The sequence below is a fragment of the Shinella sp. H4-D48 genome (assembly GCF_022637395.1).
Lineage (GTDB): Bacteria > Pseudomonadota > Alphaproteobacteria > Rhizobiales > Rhizobiaceae > Shinella > Shinella sedimenti.
Genome location: NZ_CP093337.1, coordinates 1,372,888 through 1,398,888 on the forward strand (window position 1 = coordinate 1,372,888; position 26,001 = coordinate 1,398,888).

41 protein-coding genes are annotated in these 26,001 nt (G+C 60.2%); 35 read left to right on the forward strand and 6 right to left on the reverse strand.

Annotated features, from left to right (window positions below; all coding sequences use genetic code 11):
* Positions 1–19: 19 nt before the first annotated feature.
* Together MNR02_RS06565 and MNR02_RS06570 are read left to right on the forward strand one after the other, a co-directional pair.
* Positions 20–169 carry a hypothetical protein gene (locus tag MNR02_RS06565; protein ID WP_241948531.1) on the forward strand — a complete coding sequence of 50 codons (150 nt, stop codon included), beginning with the start codon at positions 20–22 and terminating at the stop codon, positions 167–169.
* A 38-nt stretch (positions 170–207) separates the two neighbouring features.
* Entirely contained in the window at positions 208–513 is a 306-nt protein-coding gene (locus MNR02_RS06570; RefSeq protein WP_241948532.1) for a hypothetical protein, read from the forward strand.
* A gap of 71 nt (positions 514–584) precedes the next feature.
* Here MNR02_RS06570 and MNR02_RS06575 read toward each other — a convergent pair whose 3' ends face one another.
* Entirely contained in the window at positions 585–992 is a 408-nt protein-coding gene (locus MNR02_RS06575; protein ID WP_241948533.1) for a hypothetical protein, read from the reverse strand.
* Positions 993–1,124: 132 nt separating this feature from the next.
* Here MNR02_RS06575 and MNR02_RS06580 point away from each other — a divergent pair, with 132 nt between their 5' ends.
* From MNR02_RS06580 to MNR02_RS06625, 10 genes are all read left to right on the forward strand, one after another.
* Positions 1,125–1,658, forward strand: a complete 534-nt coding sequence (locus MNR02_RS06580) for a putative metallopeptidase (RefSeq protein ID WP_241948534.1) — start codon at positions 1,125–1,127, stop codon at positions 1,656–1,658.
* Positions 1,659–1,685: 27 nt separating this feature from the next.
* The gene (locus MNR02_RS06585) at positions 1,686–2,201 is read left to right on the forward strand and encodes a DUF2280 domain-containing protein (RefSeq protein ID WP_241948535.1); all 516 of its coding nucleotides are present in this window, start codon (positions 1,686–1,688) and stop codon (positions 2,199–2,201) included.
* Positions 2,137–3,612, forward strand: coding sequence for a phage terminase large subunit (gene terL / locus MNR02_RS06590; RefSeq protein ID WP_241948536.1), 1,476 nt, complete (start codon positions 2,137–2,139; stop codon positions 3,610–3,612). The genes MNR02_RS06585 and terL overlap by 65 nt, the downstream gene beginning before the upstream one ends.
* A gap of 1 nt (position 3,613) precedes the next feature.
* A complete protein-coding gene (locus MNR02_RS06595) occupies positions 3,614–5,041 on the forward strand; it encodes a DUF4055 domain-containing protein (protein ID WP_241948537.1) in 1,428 nt (475 codons plus the stop codon).
* A gap of 176 nt (positions 5,042–5,217) precedes the next feature.
* A complete protein-coding gene (locus MNR02_RS06600) occupies positions 5,218–5,991 on the forward strand; it encodes a DUF6651 domain-containing protein (RefSeq protein ID WP_241948538.1) in 774 nt (257 codons plus the stop codon).
* Between the two features lie 110 nt (positions 5,992–6,101).
* The gene (locus MNR02_RS06605) at positions 6,102–7,259 is read left to right on the forward strand and encodes a P22 phage major capsid protein family protein (protein ID WP_241948539.1); all 1,158 of its coding nucleotides are present in this window, start codon (positions 6,102–6,104) and stop codon (positions 7,257–7,259) included.
* Between the two features lie 66 nt (positions 7,260–7,325).
* Positions 7,326–7,715 carry a hypothetical protein gene (locus MNR02_RS06610; protein ID WP_241948540.1) on the forward strand — a complete coding sequence of 130 codons (390 nt, stop codon included), beginning with the start codon at positions 7,326–7,328 and terminating at the stop codon, positions 7,713–7,715.
* 9 nt (positions 7,716–7,724) lie between these two features.
* Positions 7,725–7,955: a hypothetical protein gene (locus tag MNR02_RS06615; protein ID WP_241948541.1), complete on the forward strand. Its 231-nt coding sequence runs from the start codon at positions 7,725–7,727 to the stop codon at positions 7,953–7,955.
* Positions 7,955–8,473, forward strand: coding sequence for a DnaT-like ssDNA-binding protein (locus MNR02_RS06620; protein WP_241948542.1), 519 nt, complete (start codon positions 7,955–7,957; stop codon positions 8,471–8,473). Before MNR02_RS06615 ends, MNR02_RS06620 begins: the two co-directional genes overlap by 1 nt.
* Positions 8,470–9,345, forward strand: a complete 876-nt coding sequence (locus MNR02_RS06625; RefSeq protein WP_241948543.1) for a phage minor head protein — start codon at positions 8,470–8,472, stop codon at positions 9,343–9,345. The genes MNR02_RS06620 and MNR02_RS06625 overlap by 4 nt, the downstream gene beginning before the upstream one ends.
* Here the strand turns inward: MNR02_RS06625 and MNR02_RS06630 are convergent.
* A complete protein-coding gene (locus MNR02_RS06630) occupies positions 9,342–9,533 on the reverse strand; it encodes a hypothetical protein (protein WP_241948544.1) in 192 nt (63 codons plus the stop codon). The two genes, MNR02_RS06625 and MNR02_RS06630, sit on opposite strands and share 4 nt — an antisense overlap.
* A 178-nt stretch (positions 9,534–9,711) precedes the next feature.
* Between MNR02_RS06630 and MNR02_RS06635 the strand changes: the two genes are divergently transcribed.
* Genes MNR02_RS06635 through MNR02_RS06650 form a run of 4 tightly spaced genes read left to right on the forward strand, consistent with a single transcriptional unit; the run spans position 9,712 to position 11,247 of the window.
* Positions 9,712–9,924 carry a hypothetical protein gene (locus MNR02_RS06635; RefSeq protein WP_241948545.1) on the forward strand — a complete coding sequence of 71 codons (213 nt, stop codon included), beginning with the start codon at positions 9,712–9,714 and terminating at the stop codon, positions 9,922–9,924.
* Positions 9,921–10,394 (forward strand): hypothetical protein, encoded by a 474-nt coding sequence (locus MNR02_RS06640; protein WP_241948546.1) that lies wholly within the window; start codon positions 9,921–9,923, stop codon positions 10,392–10,394. Before MNR02_RS06635 ends, MNR02_RS06640 begins: the two co-directional genes overlap by 4 nt.
* Complete coding sequence (locus MNR02_RS06645) at positions 10,391–10,741, forward strand: hypothetical protein (protein ID WP_241948547.1); 351 nt, start codon at positions 10,391–10,393, stop codon at positions 10,739–10,741. Before MNR02_RS06640 ends, MNR02_RS06645 begins: the two co-directional genes overlap by 4 nt.
* Positions 10,738–11,247: a hypothetical protein gene (locus MNR02_RS06650; RefSeq protein WP_241948548.1), complete on the forward strand. Its 510-nt coding sequence runs from the start codon at positions 10,738–10,740 to the stop codon at positions 11,245–11,247. Before MNR02_RS06645 ends, MNR02_RS06650 begins: the two co-directional genes overlap by 4 nt.
* Positions 11,248–11,253: 6 nt before the next feature.
* On the opposite strand, the gene MNR02_RS06655 is transcribed toward MNR02_RS06650, so the two are convergent.
* Positions 11,254–12,000: an HNH endonuclease gene (locus MNR02_RS06655; protein WP_241948549.1), complete on the reverse strand. Its 747-nt coding sequence runs from the start codon at positions 11,998–12,000 to the stop codon at positions 11,254–11,256.
* Positions 12,001–12,048: 48 nt separating this feature from the next.
* On the opposite strand from MNR02_RS06655, the gene MNR02_RS06660 reads away from it, so the two are divergent.
* Genes MNR02_RS06660 through MNR02_RS06675 form a run of 4 tightly spaced genes read left to right on the forward strand, consistent with a single transcriptional unit; the run spans position 12,049 to position 14,251 of the window.
* The gene (locus MNR02_RS06660) at positions 12,049–13,191 is read left to right on the forward strand and encodes a DUF3383 family protein (RefSeq protein ID WP_241948550.1); all 1,143 of its coding nucleotides are present in this window, start codon (positions 12,049–12,051) and stop codon (positions 13,189–13,191) included.
* A gap of 13 nt (positions 13,192–13,204) precedes the next feature.
* Positions 13,205–13,639, forward strand: coding sequence for a phage protein (locus tag MNR02_RS06665; RefSeq protein ID WP_241948551.1), 435 nt, complete (start codon positions 13,205–13,207; stop codon positions 13,637–13,639).
* Positions 13,632–14,069 carry a phage tail assembly chaperone gene (locus MNR02_RS06670; protein WP_241948552.1) on the forward strand — a complete coding sequence of 146 codons (438 nt, stop codon included), beginning with the start codon at positions 13,632–13,634 and terminating at the stop codon, positions 14,067–14,069. Before MNR02_RS06665 ends, MNR02_RS06670 begins: the two co-directional genes overlap by 8 nt.
* Before the next feature lie 38 nt (positions 14,070–14,107).
* Positions 14,108–14,251 (forward strand): hypothetical protein, encoded by a 144-nt coding sequence (locus MNR02_RS06675; protein ID WP_241948553.1) that lies wholly within the window; start codon positions 14,108–14,110, stop codon positions 14,249–14,251.
* On the opposite strand, the gene MNR02_RS06680 is transcribed toward MNR02_RS06675, so the two are convergent.
* The 3 genes from MNR02_RS06680 to MNR02_RS06690 form a co-directional block, all read right to left on the reverse strand.
* Positions 14,248–14,568, reverse strand: coding sequence for a GrlR family regulatory protein (locus tag MNR02_RS06680; RefSeq protein WP_241948554.1), 321 nt, complete (start codon positions 14,566–14,568; stop codon positions 14,248–14,250). The genes MNR02_RS06675 and MNR02_RS06680 overlap by 4 nt on opposite strands.
* A gap of 60 nt (positions 14,569–14,628) precedes the next feature.
* Positions 14,629–15,120 (reverse strand): thermonuclease family protein, encoded by a 492-nt coding sequence (locus MNR02_RS06685; protein WP_371746737.1) that lies wholly within the window; start codon positions 15,118–15,120, stop codon positions 14,629–14,631.
* A gap of 168 nt (positions 15,121–15,288) precedes the next feature.
* Positions 15,289–15,594, reverse strand: coding sequence for a hypothetical protein (locus MNR02_RS06690; protein ID WP_241948556.1), 306 nt, complete (start codon positions 15,592–15,594; stop codon positions 15,289–15,291).
* 288 nt (positions 15,595–15,882) lie between these two features.
* Between MNR02_RS06690 and MNR02_RS06695 the strand changes: the two genes are divergently transcribed.
* Genes MNR02_RS06695 through MNR02_RS06765 form a run of 15 tightly spaced genes read left to right on the forward strand, consistent with a single transcriptional unit; the run spans position 15,883 to position 25,937 of the window.
* Complete coding sequence (locus MNR02_RS06695; protein WP_241948557.1) at positions 15,883–17,619, forward strand: tape measure protein; 1,737 nt, start codon at positions 15,883–15,885, stop codon at positions 17,617–17,619.
* The gene (locus tag MNR02_RS06700) at positions 17,619–18,203 is read left to right on the forward strand and encodes a phage baseplate protein (RefSeq protein ID WP_241948558.1); all 585 of its coding nucleotides are present in this window, start codon (positions 17,619–17,621) and stop codon (positions 18,201–18,203) included. Before MNR02_RS06695 ends, MNR02_RS06700 begins: the two co-directional genes overlap by 1 nt.
* On the forward strand, positions 18,203–18,517 hold the full coding sequence (locus MNR02_RS06705; protein WP_241948559.1) for a hypothetical protein: 315 nt from the start codon (positions 18,203–18,205) through the stop codon (positions 18,515–18,517). The genes MNR02_RS06700 and MNR02_RS06705 overlap by 1 nt, the downstream gene beginning before the upstream one ends.
* Entirely contained in the window at positions 18,517–19,401 is an 885-nt protein-coding gene (locus tag MNR02_RS06710; RefSeq protein ID WP_241948560.1) for a hypothetical protein, read from the forward strand. The genes MNR02_RS06705 and MNR02_RS06710 overlap by 1 nt, the downstream gene beginning before the upstream one ends.
* Positions 19,401–20,060, forward strand: a complete 660-nt coding sequence (locus MNR02_RS06715; protein WP_241948561.1) for a Gp138 family membrane-puncturing spike protein — start codon at positions 19,401–19,403, stop codon at positions 20,058–20,060. The genes MNR02_RS06710 and MNR02_RS06715 overlap by 1 nt, the downstream gene beginning before the upstream one ends.
* On the forward strand, positions 20,057–20,422 hold the full coding sequence (locus MNR02_RS06720; RefSeq protein WP_241948562.1) for a hypothetical protein: 366 nt from the start codon (positions 20,057–20,059) through the stop codon (positions 20,420–20,422). The genes MNR02_RS06715 and MNR02_RS06720 overlap by 4 nt, the downstream gene beginning before the upstream one ends.
* Positions 20,419–21,312, forward strand: a complete 894-nt coding sequence (locus MNR02_RS06725) for a hypothetical protein (protein WP_241948563.1) — start codon at positions 20,419–20,421, stop codon at positions 21,310–21,312. The genes MNR02_RS06720 and MNR02_RS06725 overlap by 4 nt, the downstream gene beginning before the upstream one ends.
* The gene (locus tag MNR02_RS06730; RefSeq protein ID WP_241948564.1) at positions 21,312–22,106 is read left to right on the forward strand and encodes a DUF2612 domain-containing protein; all 795 of its coding nucleotides are present in this window, start codon (positions 21,312–21,314) and stop codon (positions 22,104–22,106) included. The genes MNR02_RS06725 and MNR02_RS06730 overlap by 1 nt, the downstream gene beginning before the upstream one ends.
* 16 nt (positions 22,107–22,122) lie before the next feature.
* Positions 22,123–23,025, forward strand: coding sequence for a hypothetical protein (locus MNR02_RS06735; protein WP_241948565.1), 903 nt, complete (start codon positions 22,123–22,125; stop codon positions 23,023–23,025).
* 12 nt (positions 23,026–23,037) lie between these two features.
* Complete coding sequence (locus tag MNR02_RS06740) at positions 23,038–23,802, forward strand: hypothetical protein (RefSeq protein WP_241948566.1); 765 nt, start codon at positions 23,038–23,040, stop codon at positions 23,800–23,802.
* On the forward strand, positions 23,799–24,263 hold the full coding sequence (locus tag MNR02_RS06745; RefSeq protein WP_241948567.1) for a hypothetical protein: 465 nt from the start codon (positions 23,799–23,801) through the stop codon (positions 24,261–24,263). Before MNR02_RS06740 ends, MNR02_RS06745 begins: the two co-directional genes overlap by 4 nt.
* 17 nt (positions 24,264–24,280) lie before the next feature.
* A complete protein-coding gene (locus MNR02_RS06750) occupies positions 24,281–24,562 on the forward strand; it encodes a hypothetical protein (RefSeq protein WP_241948568.1) in 282 nt (93 codons plus the stop codon).
* Between the two features lie 51 nt (positions 24,563–24,613).
* On the forward strand, positions 24,614–25,438 hold the full coding sequence (locus tag MNR02_RS06755; RefSeq protein ID WP_241948569.1) for a glycoside hydrolase family 19 protein: 825 nt from the start codon (positions 24,614–24,616) through the stop codon (positions 25,436–25,438).
* A 5-nt stretch (positions 25,439–25,443) separates the two neighbouring features.
* On the forward strand, positions 25,444–25,695 hold the full coding sequence (locus MNR02_RS06760; protein WP_241948570.1) for a hypothetical protein: 252 nt from the start codon (positions 25,444–25,446) through the stop codon (positions 25,693–25,695).
* Positions 25,692–25,937: a hypothetical protein gene (locus tag MNR02_RS06765; RefSeq protein WP_241948571.1), complete on the forward strand. Its 246-nt coding sequence runs from the start codon at positions 25,692–25,694 to the stop codon at positions 25,935–25,937. The genes MNR02_RS06760 and MNR02_RS06765 overlap by 4 nt, the downstream gene beginning before the upstream one ends.
* The last annotated feature ends 64 nt before the right edge of the window (positions 25,938–26,001 follow it).

Sequence of the window (26,001 nt, forward strand, 5' to 3'; positions counted from 1 at the left end):
CTCATTTCAGGAGAGAGCGATGCCCGGAGAATCCAAGGCCATCGTTTGGTCTTTCACAATCGGCGCGGCTCTCGGCCTGACGATTTGCATCCTGTTCGGCGTGATGGACGTGCAGTGCTACGGCACAGGCACCCCGAACTGGAACGCAGCACTTCAAGTCTGCGAGTGACCTCGCCTAACCCTCCACCCCAGCAGAAAGGAACCAGCATGAACCGCATCCGAAGTCTTGTCTGTGCCGGCCTCGCCCTCGTGGCCATGGCCTTCACCATCGCAGCGCCGGCCATCGCGGCCACGCCCACCGATCCCGGCGTCTACGAGGCCGTCAAGGCCAGCATCGAAACGCCCGCCAGTCTCCAGGTCCACAACGACGCCGTCGCCCTGACCTGCGAAGCACCCGCCGTGATGGTGAGCACCGCCGCCGGCCGAAGTTCGTTCCCGACCGACGAGCGCGTGACCATTGCCGATGCGTCCGGCACCCGCCTCAACCTTATCGAGGTCCGAAGTCGCTGCTGATCCCGCATACCCGAGACGAGAGCCGGGCTTAGGTCCGGCTTGTCATCCACTACTCGCCATGCCTACTAAGTTCAGCCGGCGTGGCTCCAAACTGTGTAGACGCCGTAGAAGAACAGAACGAGTGATGAGGCGGTGGTGATTAGCCCGGCCCTTGTCCAGATCGTGCCGTATGTCCAATGCCGTGGATACTCGGATCGCCAGCGCAGGTGCGACGAGTATGCCTGGTTTGCGAGATACGCAAAAACGCACGTCACGACGGCCAACCCAGCGCCGATCGAGAAGAAGATCAGAGCACTCGTCGCACCGGTGACGAATGCGGCCTCCTTTGCAATCGTATGCTCCTTGCCCATGGTCGCTGATAGAAAAGCAAGTAGAGCAATGCATGCTCCCCCGTTCAGGATGAGCAATGCCTTTAGACCCTCAACCGATGCATCCACGGAAGCCTTTTCGAGTGCATCTGCTCTTGCTTCTTCGCTCATATTCTACCCCAAGGTTAGCCCATGCCAGTCCTGAAAAATGCCAGGCATGAGCGACCGAAGCCGCCGGAAAGCCTTTTCGACATAGAGCAGGGTGATCAGTTTATCGCTGCACCAGAAGTTGTCGAGTGGGCGATGGCAACATTCGTACGGGAAGGTGCGCCACTCTGGAACCCCGAGCATGGCCATCTGGAGCAAGCCAAGATCGGCGCGCTGTGGACCAACGTCTCGAACAGCAAGAACGGGAAGGAAATCGTCGGCCAATGCGAGACAGGCGATCCCATGGCAATGGGCAAGTGGTCGAAGGCAAAGGCACGCATCCAGGTCGAGCAGTGGTTCGGGTCCATCCCGGATTTCATTTTGACCTTCGATGCTGGATATGCCGAGCAGTGCACCGATATCGAGTGGTGCGCGCTTGTCGAGCATGAATTGCTCCACGCCGCCCAGGACAGGGACATCTACGGCGCGCCGAAGTTCAACGCCTCAACCGGCCGCCCGGTGTGGTGCATTCGGGGGCATGACGTTCAGGAATTCACTAGCATTGTCCGCCGCTATGGTGCCGATGCCGCGCACGTTCGCGAGTTCGTCGATGCTGCCAAGGGTAAGCCGGAGATCGGCCACGCCAGCATCGCCCATGCATGCGGGGTCTGCCTCTCAAAGGCGGCGTGAACGTCTAGACGAGGTTAGACGCAATCCATGGCAGGTCCGAAGCTATCCGATGAGGTGAAGGCCTTCATCATCCAGAGCCTTGCGTGCTTCGATGGACTCGCTGTCGTTGTGGCCGCGGTCAAGCGCGAGTATGGCATCGAGATCAGCAAGCAGCTGTGCGAGAGCCACGATCCGACCAAGAAGGCCGGCGCCAAGTTGGGCGAGCGCTGGCGGGTGCTGTTCGACGAAACACGCAAGTCGTTTCTGGAAGACACGTCCACCATCGCCATCAGTCACCGCGCCGTTCGTCTTCGCGCTCTCCAGCGCATGGCCGACAAGGCAGAGGGGCAGGGGAACATGGTGCTGGCGTCGAACCTGATTGAGCAGGCCGCTAAAGAGGTCGGAGACAGCTACACCAACCGGCAAAAGTATGATCACACCTCAAGCGATGGGAGCATGAGCCCGAAGCCGGCGGCTTTCGATTTGGCGACGATGAGCGATGATGAAATCGAAGCGTATCGAACTCTCGCTGCCGCCGCTGAGCGAAATAGAAAGGGAGATTGAGCGGCGCGCCTGCAAGCGGTCGCTCGCTGAGTTTGCCAAACGTGCATGGCACATCCTTGAGCCCGCAACCCCGCTAAAATGGGGATGGGCGCTCGACGCGATATGTCTGCATCTGGAGGCGGTCAGTCGTGGGGAGATAAAGCAACTCCTCATGAATGTGCCGCCTGGTACGATGAAGTCACTGCTGACCGGCGTCATCTGGCCGGCATGGGAGTGGGGGCCGCTCGGGCAGCCGGAGAAGCGGTTCCTTTCGACGGCGCACAAGCAGGACCTCGCGATCCGCGACAACCTGAAATGCCGCCGCCTGATCCAGTCTGAATGGTATCAGTCGCGCTGGCCCACGGCGCTGACGACAGACCAGAACGCGAAGACGAAGTTCGAGAACGACAAGACCGGCTTTCGCGAGGCGATGGCCTTCAAAAGCATGACCGGCTCGCGCGGCGACCGCGTAATTCTCGACGATCCATTGTCGGCGGATGACGCGAATAGTGATGCCGAGCTGCTAGCGGCGGAGCGCACCTTTCTTGAGGCGCTCCCGACCCGCGTGAACAACGAGGATTCGGCGATTGTCGTCATCATGCAGCGCCTGCATGAGCGAGATACGTCGGGCTTGATCATCACGAAAGGGCTACCGTACGTCCACCTCATGCTGCCGATGAGGTTTGAAGCCGAACGCCGATGCGTGACGCCGTATTTCACCGATCCACGAAAGGTGGACGGCGAATTGCTGTTCCCGGAGCGCTTCCCGAAGGCCCAGGTCGAACTTCTGGAGCGCACGCTTGGCGGTTATGCGTCTGCAGGCCAGTTGCAGCAGCGTCCCGTGCCTCGCGGCGGTGGCCTGTTCAAGCGGTCGTGGTTTGGAACGGTCAAAGCGCTGCCGACTGGTTGCAGATTTGTTCGGGGCTGGGACTTGGCGGCGACTGAGGACGAAGAAGCTGCGGCCACAGCGGGTATTCTGATGGCGCTGGCGCCAGACGGCCGGTTCATCATCGCGAACGCCGTCCGAGAGCAGCTTGGCCCGATGGGCGTCGAGCGGTTGCTGAAAGCCACAGCCGAACAAGATAGGACGAACCACGGCCAAGTGCGCGGCTCGTATCCGCAAGACCCGGGGCAAGCTGGTAAGGCGCAGGCGCAACACATCCTGCGTCATGTGCTCGTCGGCTTCGACTACCATTTCAGCCCAGAGACGGGCGACAAGGAAACGAGAGCTCTTCCGCTCGCGGCGCAGGCCGAGGCCGGGAACGTCTTTCTGCTCGAAGGCTCATGGAACGAGGCGTTCCTTTCCGAGGCCGAAGGCTTCCCGATGGGCAAGTGGAAAGACCAAATAGACGCTGCCTCGCGGGCCTTCACCGAATTGACTGCGAAGGTGAGGGCGCCCGTCGCCGCCTCTGGCGCAACACGTAGGAATTAAGATGGAAGCCAAGGACAACCCGAGCACGGCCAGCATCGCGCATGACCGGCTTGCCCATGCCTGGGAGACCATCCGCACGATCCGAAAGGGCGCAAAAGCGATCAGGGACGCTGGAGAGCGATTCCTGATCAAGTTCCCTGCGGAAGAACAAGAGGAATACAGGCGCCGCCTTCAGTCTGCGCCGTGGCGTCCTGAATTCGTCGACTGCATCGCCACCCTTTCGGCCAAGCCCTTCACCAAGGAAGTGAAGCTTGCCGACGATGCCAGCCAGCAAATGAAGGACATTGCGGAGAACATTGACGGGCGTGGCAACAACCTTCACGTCTTCGCCAAGGATACCTTCGAAGGCGGGGTTTCCATGGGCGCGCATGGCATCCTCGTAGACTTCCCATCCGGCCAGACCGGCCGCACCGTGGCAGAAGAACGCGCATCGGGCGTCCGGCCCTATTGGGTGCCGATCAACGCTGACGACATTCTGGAGCTTGTTACGGCTCAACGTGGCGGGCGGCGGGCTGTAACCGTCCTGCGCATCAAGGAAAGCCGCATTGAGCGTGACGGGTTTCAGCAGAAGCTTGTGCCTCTCATCCGGGAAATCCGGGCTGAGAACGCCGGTGTTAACGGCACTTGGACGGTTTGGCGGGAAGAGAAGAAAGCCGACAAGGCGGAATGGGTGCTCGACAAGGAAGGCTCGATCACGCTGGACGAGGTGCCGTTCGTTTTCTACGCCACCAATGACATTGAGGGCGACCAGTATGTGAAGCCGCCGCTTCTCGACCTCGCAGACATGCAGATCGAGTTGTACAACGCGGGCTCAAAGAAAGAGCAGATATTCACCGTTGCCGGGAGCCCGATGCTCTCTGCAAATGGGATGGCCGCCCCGGATGGCGGCAAGATCGAAACGGGGCCGGGCAGGGTGCTTTACGCCCCGGGCGTCGAAGGCATCGCAACCAGTTGGGAATACATCCAGCCGGCGGCGGCGAACCTCAAGGAAATCCGCGACGATATCCGTGAGATCATCGAAGACATGCGCCGGATCGGCATGCAGCCCATGACGCAAGCGGCGGGCAACACCCCGGCGCTGGCCTTCGCGTTCGATGGCGAGAAGAGTTTTACTGTCCTGCAATCGTGGGCTCTTGGCCTCAAGGACGCGTTGGAACAAGCGTTTGTCTTCACGGCCAAGTGGATGAACCAGCCGGAAGACACTGCCCCTTCCGTCATGGTTCATACCGATTTCGCGGTCGGCCTATACGGCGGAACCGAGATTGTCGAACTGAACAAGGCCCGCTTCGAAGGCCAGATCACGCGCAAGACATACTTGGAAGAAATGCAGCGCCGCGGCTTCCTCGGCCCTCAGGTCGACATCAGCCAGGAGATCAAGGATCTGGACGCCGAAAACCCGCCGTTCGATCCCGCTGACAGCCTGAATTAGACGGTAGACGACGAAACTCTGAACGCCGCCTAGCGGCTCACAGCGCCCCACACAATCGAACTGGCCTTTCGCAGCGCAACCACTGCGGAGCGCCTTAACGCGCCCTGAGCGGATGCAGTGGGCGAAACGCGGCGGATGCCGCATCAGCAAGGCCGGATGGCCGGAAAGACGGACCGATGAAACTCAAGACGAAAGAGATCGAAGGCGTAACCTACGCTGAAATTCAGGACGGCAAGCCCGTATACATCGAGGACAATGGTAGCGAGACGGCATTTGATGCCCCCGCGACCCGCGCCACTATCACCCGCCTCAATGGCGAGGCGAAGGGCCACCGGGAAGCCAAGGAAGCGGCTGAGGCCGCATTGAAGAAATTCGAAGGTATCGAAGACCCCGCCGCCGCCATCGACGCTATCAGGAAGGTTGCGTCCCTCAAGGACAAAGACCTAATTGACGCTGGCAAGGTCGAAGAGATCAAGCAGCAAGCGATCAAGGCCGTCGAAGAGAAGTATGCCCCCATCGTCCAAGAGCGCGATGGACTGGTGAACCAGCTTCACTCGGAAAAGATCGGCGGCAGTTTCGCCAGGTCCAAGTACATCGGTGACAAGCTGGCTGTGCCTTCTGACATGGTTGAGGCCATGTTCGGCAAGCACTTCACGCTCGACAACGGCAAGATTGTCGCCAAGGACGCGAACGGAAACCAGATTTACTCCAAGGCCAATCCCGGCAATCCGGCAGACTTCGATGAAGCTCTTGAGGCCATCGTGGGCGCTTACGCCGGCCGGGATCACATCTTGAAGGGCACCGGCCATAACGGTTCCGGCAAGCAGCCTGGCACCAATGGCTCTGGCGGCGGCTCCAAGACCATTACCCGCGCTGAATTCGAAGCGCTCGACCACAGCGCACGCGGCGCGAAGATCAAGGAAGGTTTCAAGGTCGTGGATGCGGCCTAAGCCTGACCAAAACCCATACTACCGCCCACTCGGATGAGTGGCGGTGTCCACGGGCTGGATAGCCCATCCCTCCCTGAAAACATCGCCATTCTTATCGAAAGGGTTTAGCAATGGCTAATACGCTTACTGACCTCGTGCCTGACATGTACGAGGCGCTGGATGTCATCTCCCGCGAGCTCACCGGCTTTATCCCGGCCGTCAACCGCTCGTCCAATGTGGACCGCGCGGCTCTCAACCAGCAGGTTCTTGTGCCTGTCACGCGTGCGGAATCGTCTGCCGATAACACCCCCGGCGTGACCGCCCCCAACACGGGCGACAACACCGTGGACAACGTTGCAGTGACGATCTCCAAGTCCAAGCACGTTCCTGTGCGCTTCAACGGCGAGGAAACGAAGGGCCTGATGAACGCCGGCACCTTCTCCAGCATTCGCGCTGATCGTCTGTACCAGGGCATGCGCACGCTGGTGAACGAAATCGAAGCGGACCTGTGGGGCGAAGCCTATACTGCTGCATCGCGCGCCTACGGTACTGCCGGCACCACGCCCTTTGGCACCGCTGCCGACATGACCGACTTCGCGGGTGTTCTTCGCATCCTCGAAGAGAACGGCGCCCCGACGACGGATCTACAGCTCGCCCTCGGCCATGCAGCCATCGGCAACCTGCGCGGCAAGCAGTCTGGCCTCTTCAAGGTCAACGAAGCTGGCTCGTCTGACATGCTCCGCAACGGCATGACCGACCGCATCATGAACATGGCGATCCGCCATTCCAATGCGATCACGGTTCACACCAAGGGTGCCGGTACGGGCTACACGTCGAACGGCGGCGAGCCTATCGGTGAAACTGCTATCGTCTTCGACGGCGCAACGGTGAACACCAGCGGCATCAAGGCCGGCGATGTGATCACTTGGACTGGTGACACCAACAAGTATGTCGTTGGCACCGGCTCTACCGGGACCTCCGGCACGATCACGCTGAACAAGCCCGGCCTCCGTGCAACGCTGGCCGACGAGATCAGCGGCACTATCGGCAACAGCTACACCCCCAACGTGGCCTTTGCCCGCTCCGCCATCGTCCTCGCGACCCGTGCGCCGGCCATGCCGGAAGGCGGCGACCAGGCATCCGACACGATGATGCTGGTTGATGATCGCACCGGCCTTGCCTTCGAAGTCGCCCTCTACAAGCAGTTCCTGCAGAACGTCCTGCATGTCCGTCTTGCCTGGGGCTACAAGGCCATCAAGGAAGAGCATATCGCGATCCTTATGGGCTAACCGTCGTCACCACAGTCGAGGGCGTTTACCCAATGCCCTCGGCTTTTCCCAACTCTGGAGTATCCCATGAACATCGAACCGGACTTTCAGGTGATCGAAGACGCCAGCGCGCCGAAAGGCCGTCGCATTGTCCGCAAAGGCGGCTCCCCGGCCAAGACTGAGGCTATCGACCTCGCCACGGACAGCGGCGAGCAGCTTTCGGATGAGCAGCTTCGTGCCGCCATCAAGGAAGCGACCGGCAAGGCTCCGCACCACAAGATGGGACGTGACAAGCTGATTGAGGTGTTCAACGCCCTCAACAAGGCAGACGATCAGGACGAAGAGGCATCGAACGGCCTCACCCGCCGCGAGATCGAAGCCGACCTTACGGCCATGAATATCGATTTCGACCCGCGCGACCCGCTGGAAGATCTCGCCGCCCTCCGCGACTTGGAGCGGGAACAGCGCCAGCAGTAAGGGGCGACCATGGCTGAAGTCGTCAAATTCTACCCTGCGGACGCCGCAAAGAACGCCGACAACGTGCTTGAGCAGGCCATCGGGGTCTATGATCAGGTGATCATTCTCGGATGGGACAAGGACGGAAATCTCGATGCCCGCGCCACGCTCGGGATGAAAGACGGTGGCGACGTTCTCTGGCTGCTCGAAACCTTCAAGCATAAACTCTTGAGCGGCGATTATATGGGGGACATCGAATAATGGCCCTGATCGTTGAAGACGGAACCGGCCTCGCTAATGCCGAGAGCTACGCCAGCGTGGCAGAGTTCAAGGCATATGCCGGCAAGGTGGGGTACGACTACACGACTCCGGCATATTCCGACACGCAGGTTGAGCAGGCGCTTCGCCGCGCCACGACATGGATCGATGCCCGCTATGGGCCGCTCTTCCAAGGCCGCTGGGCAACTACCACGCAAAGGCTCGAATGGCCCCGCTCTGGCGTCGTCTACCGCTGCAATGGGATTGCTTCGGACGAAATACCGGAAAAGCTCAAGGACGCACTGTGCGAAGCTGCATGGCGGGAATTGATCGATCCGAGCAGTCTCTCCCCTGATGCCGCCGTCGACCAGATCAAGCGGGACAAGGTAGGGGACGCGGAAACGGAGTTCCGGGCGTCCTCTTCCGGTTCTCACCCAGTCGTTTTTATCGTTCATGACCTTCTAAGCGGGCTGACGAAAGGGCGCGCTTCTGCCTATGTCGGGCGCGCGGTGAGGGCATGACGAAATACAAGATCAACCGACTGACGCGGCGGGCGAAGGGCACGGAGGTCGAGCTTCCGGGTATCGAGGAGAGCGCAGGCGGGAAGACCGCCTATCTCAAAGCACTTCGGGCAATGCTGCGCGATCTGGCTAAGTACGCGCGAACAGCCCGGACAGAGTACGACCTGAATGAACTGGCGCGGGTCGCTGTTGGGCTTGTCTCTATCGCAGACGGCATGGTGAAGCGCATTCTCCGGCTGGAGGCTAAGCGCCATACAGACACATTCATTTCATCTGTGAAGCGGGCAATCGGCATCGATGTAAGGGCGCTGGTAAAAGAGGAAGACCTTGAGGGGTATCTACAACTAGCGGCGAAGCGAAACGCCGCGCTGATCAAGAGCCTTTCCGACGATACGGTCAAACGCGTGGAGTTGGCCGTCCTCGACAACTTGATTGCCGGGAACTCAAGCGAGACCCTGCGCAAAACATTAGTTGAAGCCTTCGGGATTTCCGACAGGCGGGCGAAGTTCATTGCGTCCGACCAGATGGCGAAAATGAACGCCGACATGAATGAATATCGGCATCGGCAGGCCGGCATCACCGAATACGACTGGTCTACCAGTCGGGACGAGCGCGTGCGGCCTCGGCATCGCGCCCTTGAGGGCAAGCGATATCGATATGGAGAGCCGACCGGCGCGGAAGGCGGCGTAGGGCCAGGTAAAGCGCCGCGGTGCCGATGCATCGCCAGGGCCGTTATCACGTTCGGTGATGAGCGGTATGAGGCGCGCGAGGTAACGTTGCCGCCTCAGTTGCCGCAGGCGCAGCAAGAGGCTCTGGAAAGGTCTTTGAAGCGCAGGCCGTGGACGGCGCCGATAGAACGGCGTGCGACTTAGCTATAAACCGGGCCGAGGTCTTCCTCGCCGTTGTCGATTGCGTCGAGGGAAATCATCAGACGGCGTGAGGCGGCGAGAATTTCCATCGCTTCCCGATCTTGCCTCTTCAAGTGGGCTTCGACTTTTTCGACGCGCATGGCGACGTCAAGAATGAGGTCTTTCAGTTCGCGGAATTGATCATCGGTCATGGCGGGAAGGAACGCCCATGCGTTGTCGCTGTCAAGAGCGCCGGGCAGCCATCAAGGCCGCTGCGCAATCGAAAAGCCTGAAACAAGCGGGATCGGCGGCACGGTTCGTGGTTCGCACGGCTGCCGAAGATTTGGCGCGCGCCATGAACATGCGCAAAAACAACCCGACGAGGAAGCCATGAAGGTTACGAACAACAGCGACGAGCGCCAGGCGGTTCATACGACGGCCGGCGTCGTCTTTATCCATCCTGGCAAAACGCGCGACGTGGAACTGTCTGAGGCCGGCGAAAAGCTCGTTTCGGCATCCGATGTGCTGGAGACCGGCGCGAAGCAGGCCCGGAAACGGACACAGAAGGCCGAGGACATGGCTTCCGATGAGGCCGAAGGGTGAGCTTCACCGTAACTGTCAAACGCAACAAGCGGGTTGATCTGTCCAAAGTGCAGACCAGCCTGCGTGGGCCTTCGAAAGTTGCTGTTGGTTTCCCAGCCGGCGAGTCCGATGGCGAAAACATTCAGAAAGCGATCTGGCAAGAATTCGGAACGAAGGGGGGCGCGGCCTCAGGCGGCTGGGGTGGACCGATCCCAGAGCGCCCATTCATGCGCAACACCATGCGCGACAACCAGAGCACATACCGGAACGCGATGAAGGCTGAAGCAAAGCCGCTGCTCCTCGCCCAAACATCACTCGGGACGGTATTGGCAAAACTAGGAGCGCTCGCGGCACGAGATGTTCAGGCGGAGATAGCGGCACTTTCCAGTCCGCCGAATAGCCCTGTGACGATTGAACTGAAGGGGTCCGCGAATCCATTGATCGACTCCGGCGAAATGCGGCGAGATGTGAAGTGGAAGATCATCAGATGACCCGCCAAGCCGCCAACGCCATCGACCGCCGCGCATGGGCAGTCACCCGCACAAGGGAGACTAATGGCGCCTACAACGATGACGGGGAATGGGTGCCAGGTTCGCCGGTCGCGACCACGATCAAGGCCGTCGTGCAGCCCGTGAAAGGCAACCAACTGCTGGATATGCCGGAAGGCAAGCGGACAGAGGCGGGTTGGATGTGCTGGAGCCGATCGGAACTGGCCTGTGATGACAAGGCTGGCACGTTCGACAGAATCGTCAGCAAAGGCATCACCTACAAAGTGGTCTTTGCCTGGCCTCGCGAGGAAGGCGGTTTCTACCGCGCGGCGTTGGGACGGATGGCATGACGAACGATGATGTTCACAGCGCCGTCGTCCGTTGGATCAAAGCCAAGACGGGCGTGATCGCGATCAAGGCTCATCAGTCTGGCCGGACACCAGCCCTGCCTTATGTGATGGTCAACGACACCGGCACGGCAGAGGTCCGGCGCTGGCACCAGCAGACGGAATATACCGAGACCGATGCAGAGAACTCCGCTGGCGAGAAGATCGTCACGGCGGCTCCCGTCATCGAAATGGAATGGCGGTTCTCGGTCCACGCCTACGGCCCGAGCCCGACCGATCGGCTTCGGCCCATCGTTTCGGCCGTGAAGGTATCTCAGGCCATGGAGCCGCTTATGCCAGGCCTCCATGTCCATGAGGTTTCAGCCATCCGCGACGTGCCGGACTGGATCAACAACGCATGGCAGCCCCGCGCACAGATGGACATCATCGTTCGCGGGATCATCCGTGACAGCGTCGGCGAAGTCGACGTCATCGACGAATACAGCTTCGAAATCGCTCGGGCTGAGTAACCCCTGCTATGGCCGCAAGTGGCCCCAGCGCCTTCCGCTTTTGATAAAGGAAACCGTCGATCTGCTCACTCCGTAAGCCTCCGCAATTGCGGGGTGGGTTCGATCATCATGAAACTTGATGGCGCGCGCTTCATCTTCGCTGAGTTTTGTGTACTTCCGTGTTCTGGACTGCCGCCCCTTCGCATTGCGATCTGACATATTCTCAGCATGGGTGCCGGGCCAAAGATGATCGGGATTTACACAGGCGCGGTTATCGCATGAGTGACAGATTTGGACATCGGGCGGCTGAACGCCGTGGATAAGCTCATAGCAATATCGGTGCGCGGGATACGGTTTTGCACGGTCATCGCTGAAACAGCCATAGCCGCTCTTGCTGATGTGGGCGGTGAAACGCCAGCAGTCGCCTGACGGCCCAAACCCTGGCGTCTTGTCTATCAAGCGTAGGAAGCGCACCGGCGCGATGCCTCGATGGCTACTCGATAGATAGAGGTGCTTTGGGTTGACGCAGTGGTTCACGCCGCAAGTGTGGTTGCAATAGAGGCCGGTATCGTCCTGCTGCCAGTAAAACCAATGAGCCACACGATGTGCTTTGAAGTTCCAGCGAGCTTTTTCCACGACTGTTGAGAAGGCTCCTGAACCGCCGTCAGAGACGGCTCCAGTCCACAAATGACAATCTCCATCAGGGCCATGCCCTGGGGCGGTATCGACCTTCGAGAAAAATGTCTCGGGGTGTATCCCATGGTATGGCTTCATTGCCGTATCTCCTTGTGAATACAACGATGTTACACTGAGGTAACGAATATGGCAATAATTCCCTACAGCCGGGTCGTTGATGTCAGCGTCTCGCGCAATGACGCATTTCCCAGCCGCCGTGGCTTCGGCACGCAGCTGATCATCACAACGGAATCTGTCGCCGACAAGGTGGACGCTACCAAGCGCACCAAGCTGTACGGCTCCATCGAAGAGGTGGCGGAGGATTGGGCGACGACGACAAGCGCCTACAAGGCCGCGCTTTCGGCGTTTTCACAGAACCCGCGCCCTCGCCAGATCAAGATCGGCCATGTCGTCGATGACGAGACGATGATCGCCACGGAGCTCCAGGCGCAACTCGATCTGCTCTACGCCTACGATAGCGACTGGTATTTCATCACCATCGCGGACAATCTCCGCGACGTCGTCGCTCTCTCCGGTCTCCTGACGTGGGTGCAGGCAAAACCGAAACTGGCAATTATCGACAGCAACGAGACGGACACCGAGAACCCGGCCGACACCACTTCCATTGCGGCGGCCAACAAGGGCGATTTCGACCGTGCCGGTGTCTTCTATCACACGGATGCCGCGACCTATCCAGCGGCCTCCCTCGCTGCATATATGCAGACCCGCAGCTTTGACGAAGCGAACACGGCCTATACCGCGAAGTTCAAGCAACTGCCGGGCATTCCGGCGGTCAACATCGGCTCCGCAGCTCTCACGGCGGTTACGGGCTTCACGCCCGGCGTCGGCCAGTCCGAAGCCGCTGGCCACATGGCTAACACCTACATCGACATCGGCAGCCGCAACTTTGTCGTTGAAGGCTCGACACTCACCGCAAACGTCTTCCTCGACGAGATCCACGCTACGGACTGGATCATTGCCCGGACCGAGGAGGAGATGCTTGGCATCCTGCTCAACAACCCGCGCGTCCGCTTCGATGACAGCGGCATGCAGGTCCTGGCCGGCGCGGTCCGCACCGTCATGCAGCAGGCCATTCGGGCCGGGATTGTCGCCAACGACCTCAACCCGGAGACGGGCGATTACGAGGCGGCGGTGCAGATCACCGTTCCGAGCGTCTTCGACGTACCGGAAAGCCAGCGCAAGGCCCGCATCGCGCCGAACATCGAATGCCGCTTCCGCTATGCTGGCGCGGTCCACTATGCCGTCGTCCGCTATCAGATGGCGTTCTAAGGAGGCCTGACCCATGGCACTTACTTCCGCATACGGCTTCGTCAACACCGCCAACACGGTCGACGGCCAGATCATCCAGGGCCTTTGGGACGGTGACGATGCGATCAGCATCGCGCCGCTCGCCGACAAAGGCACGATGCTCATCGGGGCCGACGGCTCGGCTCTGTTCTCGGTCTCGGCAAATCGCGGGGCGACGATCACGCTGCGCCTGCAGCACACCAGCCCGACGCACCGGTTGCTCCAGCAGAAGCTCAAGCGCCAGCAGGCTCTTGCCTCGCCGGCAACGGCTTTCCCGGTCACAGCCTACGACACGTCGAGCGGCGAGGGCGGCACGGCCGATAAGTGCTTCATCCAGGCAGCGCCGACTGACACCAAGGGCGTGAATGCCACCGTTCGCGAATGGGTACTCGTGACCGGCGAGTTCAATGCGGAGATTCCGAATGGGTGAGCGCAAAATCCGGGGGATGGAAATCCGGGTTGACCGGCCCCTTGCAACGGAAGCGCTGCGTCTGCAGGCCCGGCTGATGCGCGCGGCCGGCGGCGTGGCCGACCAGCTACCCGACCTTATCGGCGCCCTGCGGTCGGCCCAGAGCGAGGAAGCCAAGCAGGCGGTCGGTGTCAAGTTCATCGGCGTCTTGACTGGCATCTTTGAAGGGCTGGAGCCCGACGAATTTGCTCACCTCGTCGGCGATGTGGTCGCGCTTGCCAAACTCAAGCGTCCCTCAGGGCACTACGAGACCATGGATCTCGACGGTGACCTGTCCGAAGACTTCGGCGCCATCATCCCGGTCGTGGCCTTCGTTCTGAAAGAGGTGTTCGGGGATTTTTTCTCCGCCGCGCCGGGCAGTGGCAGCCGCGGGGTGGCGGGAAGGGCCTGACCAATGCCGAGGTCGGGCGCATAGCCCCGAACCTCAACATGTGGCTCTGGCGGCCGATCCTCGCAGACCCGCCGATCTACACTCAAGCCGATCTAAGGCAATGGGTCACGCTTCAGGACGTCATGGACGCTCATGAAGCGCTCGATCTGAAGGGGGCGATGCAGGAAAAGAGCAAGGATTAGTCCGATAGTCTCTTGATCGTCGCTCGGAACTGGAGATTAGGAGCTTGGGGAGAGGTTCCCGTCGCATTGACGGTGTCTCCTACGACTTGCCCTTTTACGTTGATTATGACGCTGTCGATGCCAAAGACAGAAGCCATGCCCTGCGTATGTCGACCGGTGCTCACGGTAGCGCTGAACTGATCGCCATTAACTGAGTAGTCGCCGGTGTAGAAAATCGCAGAGTCGCCGCCGCGCAAACGGCCTGCTTCCAAGTAGACAACGCCACCGCCCGCGCCGAGTGGGGTGGCAAACTGCACTGCATAAAGTCCGTCACGCATGTTCTTCTCCCTGTTTAGTGGTAATAAGAGAAGCATGAGATCAACGCAGAGTCGAGAGGTCTAATCGCAGCGAGCGCCGCGCACAACGCAAGGCCAGTCAAAGGTCCCGGCCCACATTCCGGCCTTCGATGCCTCTGCCTCGCGCTGTTCCGCGGCGTACCGGCCCTTGCTGTATTTCGGCCAATCTATGGCGTGCCCGTTGCGGACGAGCCATCGGTTGACGTCGGTTCCGTCTGCCCGGGTGCAGATTGCCACGATCCGGTTGCGGTCTCGCCCGGTCCTCTTGCAGGAAACCGGCCGAGATTGAGCGAGGAACGCGTCAAGCGCTTCGGCTGAGGTCTTGCCGCACCGATAGTGCTCTCCCGCACTGGTGAGGCATCTCTGCCTGCTTTCGGGCGCATCGATCCCGTCGAACCGGATACGAACGCCTTGGATATCTATTGTGTCGCCGTCGATGACGGAGGCGCGGCCAGTGATTTCGGCGGCTGTAACTGTTCCTGCGAATAGCAGGAGCGCGGCAATTGAGATCACCGGTCGCATATGCGCTTGGATTTGCTGATGGTGCCGTTTTTGCACAGATAACGTCCATCACTTGTACACGCTTTCACGCCACCCTTTTTACCTGAGCAAGGGGTGTTTTTAGCGTGCGCCGCGGGGGCGATGGCAAGCATAGAGGTGAGCAGGATGGCGAAGAGGCGGGTTATCACTCACTGTCTCCTATCAAGCACCAGGACCGAGCGTTGCGACCGCTATTACGGTGCCTAGTATCGCGCCCAGGACCACGGTAGGCAGTTGCCGGCCAGTAAGACCGAGAGCGCCGCCAACTAGACCGGCGACAATGATACAGGCGGCGAAGCCCACGAGTTGATTGGTGACTCCGAGTAGCGACACAGCAATTGACGTAGCAACAAAGACGAAGCCAACGGCTCCGCCGATCCACGGTTTCGATTTGACGATCAGCGCTCCGACGACACCTCCGATAATGGAAATGAGACCGGCGGCGACTGTGGCAGATGCGACGTCCATTTAGTTGTCCTTACTTGAAAAGTGCCTTCAGAAGCGACCACAGACTGAAACTGGTGCGGGTATACCACCGATTATAGGCCGCCTTTTTGGGATTTGTCAGCCAGCCAAATCCTCTTGGCGCCTTGAGGCCAAGGTTGTGCCTTACCAACCGCTTTACCGACGTTCGAGCCGCGAGGCTTTTCTTGAGGCTCGGCTTCCTCACCCGAAACTTGAACGATGATCGTCGCGGCATAACGCATCCCCCCGGTTGTGCGTGATCAAACCAAAAATTCACGCAGGAGTCGACTCATGATCGTTGATGAACTGGTCGCTATCCTTGGCTATGAGGTCAAAGGGCAAGACAAACTACGTTCGTTCACGCAGTCGATAGATGATGCCGCTCGGCGTCTCGCTACCTTCGCTGTTGCGGCTGGAACGGTTGCGGCTGCGGCTGCGGCGGCGCTCGGCAAGTCGGTCATTTCCACAACGGCGAAGTTCGAGAGCTTCCAGGCCACGCTTGAGACCGTAGAAGGCAGCGCCGAAAAGGCTCGTGCGTCCCTCGACTGGATCAGCGACTTCGCGAAGAAGACACCGTATGAGGTCGAGGAACTGACCTCTGCCTTCGTCAAGCTCCGGGCCTACGGCATGGACCCGACGAACGGGCTCATGGAGGATCTTGGCAACGCTTCATCGGCCATGGGCAAGCGGCTGATTGATGCCGTCGAGATGATCGCAGATGCGTCCACCGGTGAGTTCGAGCGACTGAAAGAGTTCGGTATCCGCGCCAGCCAGGCCGGTGATCAGGTGACGTTCTCGTGGACAGAGAACGGCAAGACCCTCACCAAGACGACGAAGAAGACCGGCGAGGAGATCACGAAGTTCATTCAGGATCGTTTCGGCCAGCGTTTCTCCGGCGCTATGGTTCGACAGTCGAAGACCTGGAACGGGATGATTTCGAACCTGTCCGATACATGGACGGACTTTCAGCGCCGGATCGGCGAGGCGGGGTTCTTCGATGCCGTCAAAGGGCAGCTGGGCCGCGCCATCAACTTCCTCAACCAGTTGGACCTTGATGGGACGCTTGATCGGTGGGCCAAGTCGTGGTCGGCAACCTTCGTCTGGATCACTGATGCCATCGCCCGCTTCGGTTGGCGTATGGCTGCCCACTGGGGCACGATCGCGGAGTTGATCGAGGAACATAAGGGCACTTGGGAGTGGCTAAAGGGCATCCTTGTTGCCATCGCAATCCGCTTGTGGCCGGTAGGCGCTGCGTTTTTCGCACTTGCGCTGATCATCGATGACTTTCTCGGGTACCTGCGAGGCGGGAAGTCGGTAATCGGTGACTTTATCGATGCGCTCGCTGAGTTCCTCGGCGCGGATCCAGAGAAGGTCGCGGACGTTCTCGGGAAAATCGCGACGGCCGCGGGCGGCTTGCTTGCGGGCGCTATTGCACTTGGTTTCTTCGCAAGTTCCGTCCGCAGTCTCGCTACTGCGCTTGGCTTGATGGGTGGCGCGTCAGCCGCAAAGGGTGCCGCTGCGATTGGATCTGTCGGGAAGAAGATGGGTGGAAGGGGTTTCGGCTTCGGGACTGCCCTCAGCCTCTTCAACGCATGGGACATGATCGCTGGGGTGCCAGATTCAAAGGATGGCGTGGAAAACCTCATCAAGTCAAATCAGCGAAGGAACGCCGCATTCAACGCGAAGCATGACAAGAGTTCATGGCTTCCGAAGAATTGGTTTGGGTCCGATGCGAATGCAGGCCACCCATACATGCAGGATAACGGCGACGGAGGGCGCGCAGCTTCGCTCGATGCATTCCTCAACTTCAAGGGGAACATGGATAAGATGGGCGCCGCCGCCGGAACTGTGGTGAATGACAGTTCTGATAGGTCGATCAACGTCAAGGCAACCGCCACCGTCTCCGTTAATGACGTGAATCAAGCTGCGTCGTCTGCAGGCGCGGGAGTGGAGAATGCCGTTCGCAACGCGCTTAACGGGAGCGGCGCAGCCCGGGCCTCCCGCTTCGAGAAGGATGATGCGTTCTGATGTCTTCCATCATCGCCTTTTCAACCAGCATCGGCCCGGTGCCGCTCGACTGCGTGATGTCCGAGAAGCCCAGCTCCGAACTGGACATCACCGAGATCGCCATCGAGACGGGAGCCAAGATCACCGACCATGCGGTCGTGATGCCGAAGAAGGTCGGACTGGAGGTCGCAAGCGGAAATGCCGCCGCCACCTTCGCCGCTCTCGTGGCGTTTCAGGAATCGCGCGTGCCATTCACGCTGGTCACGGGGCTGAAGGTGTTCAGCAACATGCTCGTGAAGGGGATCTATCCCGAGCGGGATGCCGGTTTCTCTTCCGTCTTCCGGGGCAGGGTCGAATTGCAAGAGGTAATCATCGTCGGGACGGCTTACGCGGCCGATCCGGGCGGCGACAACAGCGAGCGCGGGAAGCCCGGCGGGAAGAAGAGCACGCGGGCAGCACCGGCCACCTCCGAACGGGCCAAGGGCGGGGCGGCGGGCGGCGCAACGCCGGATCGTGCATCTCAAACCGAAATGCGGGGTGACGCTGGCGTGCAGTCAGCCATGCCGGCCGACCGATCCTACCTTTCGAGCCTACTAGGTGACTGATGGAAGTCTTTCGCATTATCGACGCCGCCGATCAGCAATTCGGCACGATCATCAACGGGCGGCGGGTGACGATCCGGCTGAGGTATAACCCGACGTCGGAGCGTTGGAGCTTTGATCTTGCAATTGACGACCTGCCGGTTCTGCAAGGCCGGCGTATCGTGACGGGCGTCGATCTGCTGGCGCCGTTCAATCTCGGCCTCGGCGTCATCTTCGCCGCTGCTGTCACGCCGGGCGCGGTTGCGGATCGTCAGGCGCTGCCGGCCGGCACTGTGAGGCTCTTCCACGCCTCTGATGCGGAATTGGCGGCGGCCTGATGCTTCAATACCTTCGAAAGGTCAGGGCCTCGTTCAACGGCGGCCTGGTCATCAATCCCGGCCCGGTCTCGACACATGAGATCAAGATCGAGTTCTCCATCAGCAAGGGCATATCGTCGTCGCCGAACTCGGCGGAGATCAAGCTCTACAATCTCGCCGAGACCACCCGTAACGGGATGGGCAAGGAGTTCGACGCCATCACGCTAGAGGCCGGCTATATGCCTCCGGGCGAGACCGGCAATGTCGGGATCATCTTCAAGGGCGCCGTTCGCGACGTCGAGCACAAGCGCGAGGGGACGAACATCGTCACCACGATCGGCTGCGGGGATGGCGATGCAGCCTTCCGCCGGGCGACGATCAGCAAGAGTTATCCGGCCGGAACGCCCGTCAAGGACGTGATCGACGATATCGCGAAGCAGATGGAGGCCAAGGGTCTCAGCCGCGGCGAGTTCAAGTATCCAGAGGCACTGGAGGGCAAGACGTTCAAGCGTCCCTATGCGGCTTGTGGCTCCTGCGTGCGCGAGCTCGACACAATCGGCCGGGGCAATGGCTTCTACTGGTCGAGCCAGAACGAAACGCTCGAACTGGTCCCGAGTGACGGATTTGTCGGCACGGTGGCGCTCATCACCCCAGAAACGGGCATGATCGGCACGCCGGCCATCACCGACAACGGCGTGCGCGTCTCGGCCCTCCTGAACCCGGAAATCCGCCCAAACAGGCGCGTACAGATCAAGAGCCAAACACTCGAAATGAACGCGGCCGATGGGATGTATCGGGTCTCGGAGTGCACCTACTCCGGCGATAACTACACGGGTGAGTTCAAGATCGACATTACCGGCGAGGCGATCAAGGGCGGGCGTGTGGACGAGGGGATCAAACGCTGATGGTTGGCCTGCTCGGAAAGACTACGAACCTCTCGCGCGACATCACGGGCCAGCAGGCGCAGGCCGAACGAGACAGCATGTGGGGCCCGATCCCTGGCGAGGTTTTGTCGTTCGATGCCTCCAAGGGCACCGCAACCGTTCGGCCGCTCTACAAGCCGCTGCACAACGGCCAGAAGGTCGACATGCCGGACCTTTACGAGGTACCGATCGATCAGCCTCGCACGAACGGCATGGGTATGACGTTTCCGGTTGCCGCCGGCACGCGGGTAATGCTCGCGCCCCAGATGCGGGCGATGGATGACTATGAAGAGGGGGGTGACGGTGGCGCATATGACGCCAGGTCCTACCACCTCTCCACAATGCGGGCCTCTCTAGCCGGTGGCGACAGCCTCGCAGCCCCACTTGAGAACGCCGACCCCGACAACTTCCACCTGAGGTTCAACACGTCGGGCTCGTTCGGGATGAAGGGGTCGCCGGACGGCAAGTTCCAGCTCAACGGGGCCGAAGGTAACCTCTTCGATATCCTCGCGCAGGTGGTTGAACTGCTCGGCAATGAGACGACGACGGTTTCGGGCGGCTCATCATCCGGCATCTGGCCGCTCTCGCATCAAAGTCAATTCGCGGTGCTCGCCGCCAAGCTTCGGGCGATGGTCCTATGACAGCAGTTCGCATCGGCCTCGCGATCGACGAGGCAACAAACGACCTGTTCCTCCGCACCGACGGCAGCCTCGCGGTTGTGACGGATGCGGAAGCGGTCGGCCAGCACGGGCGCCAGCGCCTCCAGACCTATTCCGGCGAGTGGTTCCTTGACACGACATGCGGCGTCCCGTGGCTCGATCAGATCCTTGGCAAGGGATACGACCCCGCGCTCGCCGAAAGCGTCGTAAAGGCCGAACTGCTCGATACTGACGGCATCGAGGAAATCACGTCGTTTTCCGTCGCCTTCGACCGGCCGACGCGGGGCCTGATCATCCGCGGCATCAATGTTCTGACCATGTTCGATGAAGAGGTGGCCCTATGACCGATTATGGTGTGGTCCCGACTGGCTTCTCGCGGAAGCCGCTGACGACGACGCTTGCTGAGGTCGAGGCCGCCCTCATCACCGAGTTTGGGCCCGGCGTTATCCAAACGGCGCAGTCCCCCTTGGGCCAGATCAATGCTATCTTCGCGGAGGCAATCACCAAGGCGTGGGAACTGTCCGAGGACATTTATCAGTCCCTCGACCCCGACCAAGCCGAAGGCATCCGCCTTGACATTCTCGGCCGCGTGCGGCGCATCGCTCGTGGGGTAGGGCAGTCGGACGACAGTTTCCGCCGCACGATCACGAACGAGGGGCAGGCTCGTATCGACCTGCAGGACATCAGCCGAGCAATCGCGGCGCTTGGCGGCGTAACCTATTCGCATGTGTGGGTGAACGACACAGGTGCCCTCGACGAAAACCTCATGCCTCCCGGCTCGCTCTGCATTGCCGTGACGGGCGGGGATGATGACGAAATTGCCGCCGCCATCCGGCAATACGTCGTTCCCGGCGTCACGATGTATGGCTCCACTGCGATCGAAAGCCTCGTCGATGGCTATTGCCGGACGTTCCGCGTCCTGCGTCCCATCGACGTTCCCGTTGAGCTTGTGGTGAAAGTCCGCACGTTCCGCGACGGCATGGGCTGCCCGCCACCGTCAGCGACAGCCATCAAGGCGGCGCTCCTCCAGGGGCTTTATCTGCTGAATGGCGATGACGTGACGTTCTACCGAATCCGATCGATCATTGAGAATGCATTCTCGAACGTCGAGGTGATCGCCATCAACGGGAGTCGCGACGGCATCGACCAATCCGACAACGCGGACGTCGTGATCGGTTTCATCGAGCGCGCCTCGCTCGCGCCGGCCGATGTCTTGATTACTCCGGTGGCATGATGGGCTGCATCGATCAAGACACCTTCGTTGAGGCTGGCGTTGACCATGTCCTGACCCAGTATCGCGAGAGCGCCAAGCTCTTGCATATGATCAGGACTTATCTCCGTCAGGTCTGGCAGGCCCAGCAGGCGATCTGCGATCTGCCTTCCTTCTTCGATCTGAACACCGCCACGGGTGACCAACTGTCCATCATCGGGAAATGGATGGGTTTCCCTCGCTGCCATTGCGTTTGCGATGTACAGCCCGTGTTTGGGTTCGCCTGCGATGTCCAACTCCCCGGCGCCCGTCCGATCGTCGGGTTCTGCGAGGGCGGCGTCTGGCTGAACTGCGGTGAGGATGGCGTTTCCGAGATCTGCATCACGGATGATGAGGTCTATCGCAGTCTGCTCATCGCTCGATCCTACCAGTTCCAGGCACGGTATAGCTGGGCGGACCTCACAGACGCCCTGCAAGCCATATTCGGCCCTCAGGCGCGTATCATGGACGCCGGGCATGGTCAGGTGGTGTTCGCCCCTTTCCGCGCTCTCACGGACCTTGAAACAGCCATCCTCCAAGTCATTCCCCGCGCCCTTCCGATCGCGCCAGGTATCTCAACGCGGTGGCACTTCGGCACCTTCGAATTTGGGGCCGGGTGGGGTGGCTTCTGCGAAGAGTGGGAGCCGAATGGGCTGCCGCTCATGACAGAGGATGGCATCTCGCTCGTCACCGAAGACGGGCAAGAGATCATGACCGGCCCGCTGTTTCGAGACGCTGACTGGCTCTGCCGACAAGACATCAAACCATATTCCTGCTGATTGAAAGGGAAGCCCCATGGCTGATTTCACCCCTCCGTTCTCTTCGGTGGGCGGTGTAAACCGTTCGCCCTCAGTCGATGAGCAAGCCGATGGCTTCACTTGCGGCCCGGCTGATCTCACGCTTTTCAACCGGCTTTTCGGTCGCATTGAGGCCGAACTCAAGGCCATCCAAGATGAAGGTGGCATCGCCGGGACCGAGGAGGATGACACGACAGTCCTACAGGCAATTCAAGCGATGATCGCTGCAGCAACAGGCGGCGGTGACACCTCGCAGTTTGTCCTCTTCAGCCAGGCACAGGCACGCCTTCCGATCTTCCCCGAGGTGACGACGAACAACGGCGTGATTGCCGTGACCGATCTCGGCACGGGTAACATCCGCATTCCGGCCTCTGCGACCATCCTACATCGCGGCATTCGCACGTATACGACCGTGCAGACGGATCTCGCCACGGTCTTGAGCAAGATGTATCACCTCCGCTGGAGCCCCACAGGCGGCTTCGTGCTCAAGGATCTGGCCGACACTGGCTATAACCCGACCGTCGCCGCAGAGAGCAACGCCGCATTCGACAGCACGCATGACGATATGCTGGTCGCACGCATCCAGACCAACTCCTCGAACGTGCCGACAATTACGAACCTGACGAACAAGAACACGCTTCGGGCTCAAGTCGTCACGTCTAACTTCGGGTTCCCGCAGACCGGCAATGGAGCCACGACCTCGGTATCCTTCCCGGCACTCAACTGGTCTCGATCCCCGACCCCGATCGTCACATGGGACATGAAGAGCTTCAATCAATCATTCTCTGATGCGGATGAGAGCATTACTTTGACCACTACCCGTTACGGCGTGTTGGCCTCTGTCATGCTCGATTTTGGCGACAGTGCAAACAACGTGCTTCGTCTCACGGCATTGGCTTGATCGGGGATCGTTATGGGCATCAGAATTGACGCGCTAGACGCGACCGCAACGCCTTCAAGAGATCACGAACTGCCGGCCATGAAGGACGGCGCAACTGTACGCCTTTCTGTCGATCAAATGCTTGGACTTCTTGACGCCGGAGACATCCAGAGCGCCATATCTTCGTCACCGTCAGACAACACTTTCGATGACACTGACGAATTGGTCTATCTGACCGACAGCGACACTAAGCGCGGCACTCTTACGGGCCTGCTGTCGTCCATATTCAAAACCGCAAGAACGATTGCCAATGCGCAGTTTGCCTCGGCAACGTTCAAGCTCTTCAACGCCGCAGGCACACCGAGAGCCCTGACGTTCAACACCACTGCGCTGACCGCTGACCGCGTTCTGACTATGCCAGACAGCAACGTGGCATTGGCAACGCCCATGTTCACGAAGGAATATGTCAGCTCTCCATTCGCTGTTGTCACCAATGGCACGTTTACGCTTACACATGGATTGGGCTCTGCGCCGAAGCTAGTGGCTGTTGAACTCGTTGTCGGCACTGCTTTTCTTGGTTTCGCCGTTGGGGACGTCATTCACATAGGCCTGTCCGGATCTGGGCAATGGGGTACGGGCAATACGGGTTATAACATTCGCTCCGTAGGCAGCACTGAGTTGAGAGGTCGTTTCAGCAACAACGCTGGCGGAGCCTTCATCATCGTCGACAACAATACGGGTGCCGCATCGACAGTGTCGAACTCCAACGTTCAGATGGTAGTGAGGGCTTGGGCATGAGTTCCATCAAGTACTATGTCGCCGAGAATGGTTCTTATTTGGGAAGCTGGGACACCAACCCACCATCTGGCTCAATTGAAGTGCCAAACCCGCCAGACGACGCCCGTCAAGTATGGGACATCGCGGCGGAAGAGTGGGGGGCTGTACCGGCTCCTGAACCGGTTCAGACTGAACCCGTCCGTGTTGCCTGCGCTCTTCGTGTCCCTGTCGTTGACGACGTAGTGCAGGTAATCGGCGGTTCGTATCGCGTAGCGGCGATGATGCTGATGGATACCGGCACCTTCCTCGCGATTTTGAGCGAGAACCTTGGCGAAACCGCGCCCTACCTCATCCCGAACAACGGCGTCAGCATCGAAATAACCGAGTGGGGCGGCGATTACGCCATGCTTGAAATCCGCGACCACGCTGGCGGCACTCTCATCACCCCGGCCTCTTTCGGCTTCTCCCTCTACAGCGTCTAAAGGAAAAGGAAATGGACATGAGCAAGCTTATTCTTGAACGCGCCTCTGTTCTGGAGGTCTGGACCTGCGTACCCGGCGCCGAAGGCATCACGATCCATCAGCGCCTGAAAAACGAACCAGGTGGGCCGGCCGGCCATAAGGTCTGGGTCTGGGACAGCATTCCGAGCGGGACGGTCATCGCCGCCGACTTCACCGATGGCATCGTGGTGCAGTCCACGGCATCTCTCACGCAGACGGCGGTGAATGCCTTCAAGGCCGCGCCGACGCACACGCCCACTGAAGTTCTTACCTACGCCTGACAAGGCCTCCCGGCCGGTTCACGGCCTAACCTCTCCCACAGGAAACTCACCATGAACCGCTCCGCATTCTTTGCGTCGGCCCGCCAGCGCGCGTCCGGCGTTTTCGGCACGTCTATCAGCCTTTCACAGGTTGAAGGGACGGAAGCCATTCTTGACGAAGGCGAGCGCCGGGGCATACTCCTTGAGCAATTGGCCTACGTCCTCGCCACGGCCTACCACGAATCCGCTCATACGATGCAGGCCGTACGCGAGACGCTGGCGAAGACCGATGCCGGCGCCATCGCCGCGCTGGAGAAGGCGTGGAAGGCCGGCAAGCTGACATGGGTCAAGACCCCATACTGGCGCAGGGACGCGGAAGGCAAGTCCTGGTTCGGCCGTGGTCTCGTCCAGATCACCCACAAGGAGAACTATCAGAGACTCGGTCTGCTTATTGGCGTCGATCTGGTGAAGGACCCTTCGAAGGCGCTGGAGCTTTCCACGGCGGTCAATATCCTGTTCGTCGGCATGGAGCTTGGCAGCTTCACGAACAAGTCGCTCTCCGACTACATCAGCGACGGCCGGGCCGATTATGAGGGCGCTCGCCGGATCGTGAATGGCACGGACAAAGCCGCGCTGATCGCCGGCTATGCCAAGGCGTTCGAACGTGCGCTTGTGGCCGCCGGCTACAGCCCGAAAAAGCCTGCTTCTGGAATCGCCCCGAAACCCTCAGAACCCAGCGCCCCCAGCGCGAAAGAGACCGATTTGGGCACCACCCCCGAAAGCAAGCCTGTCTCGCCGGGTGCCGTCGCAGGGGCCGGGATCATCGCGCTCATCGCAGCCGCCTGCGCCTATCTCTCCAACCTGCCGTGCTCCTGGTTCGGCTTCATGTGTGGGTGATCATCATGAAAGCGCTTGTTTCGAAACTCGCCACGGCGCTTGCCCGCTGGCGCACATGGATCGTCAACGGTCTGCTGGCTCTCGCCGTCGTTTTACCCGAGATTGCCAACTCCCCCGAGATCCTTGCCATCGTCCCGCGCGAGTGGCAGCGCTGGTTTCTTGCCGGGGTGTTCCTGCTCAATATCTGGATGCGCCCCCGGCCGGCCGTGCTCGCAGGTGATCCGGAAGTGCAGGCCAAGAAGGTCGCGGCCAAATGATCGGCCTCCTCGATTCGCTCAAGATCGGCGCCGGGGCGATCCTCGGCGCCGCCCTCTTCGCCGCTCCTGCCTATCTGTACGGCGTTCGGGCCGGAAAGACTGCGGCTGCTACCGCCGCTCTCGAAAAGACCGTCGAAATCCTCCGCGAAAGGAAGCTGACCGATGAAATGGTATCGGGCATGTCCGATGATGATCTGTGCCGCGCTCTTGGCGGGGTGCTCAACGACGGTCGCTGTGAATAGCTGCGACGTTCTCAGGAAGCCGCCGACGCTGAAGAGCGAGACGAGAGCCGTGATCTTTGAGGAT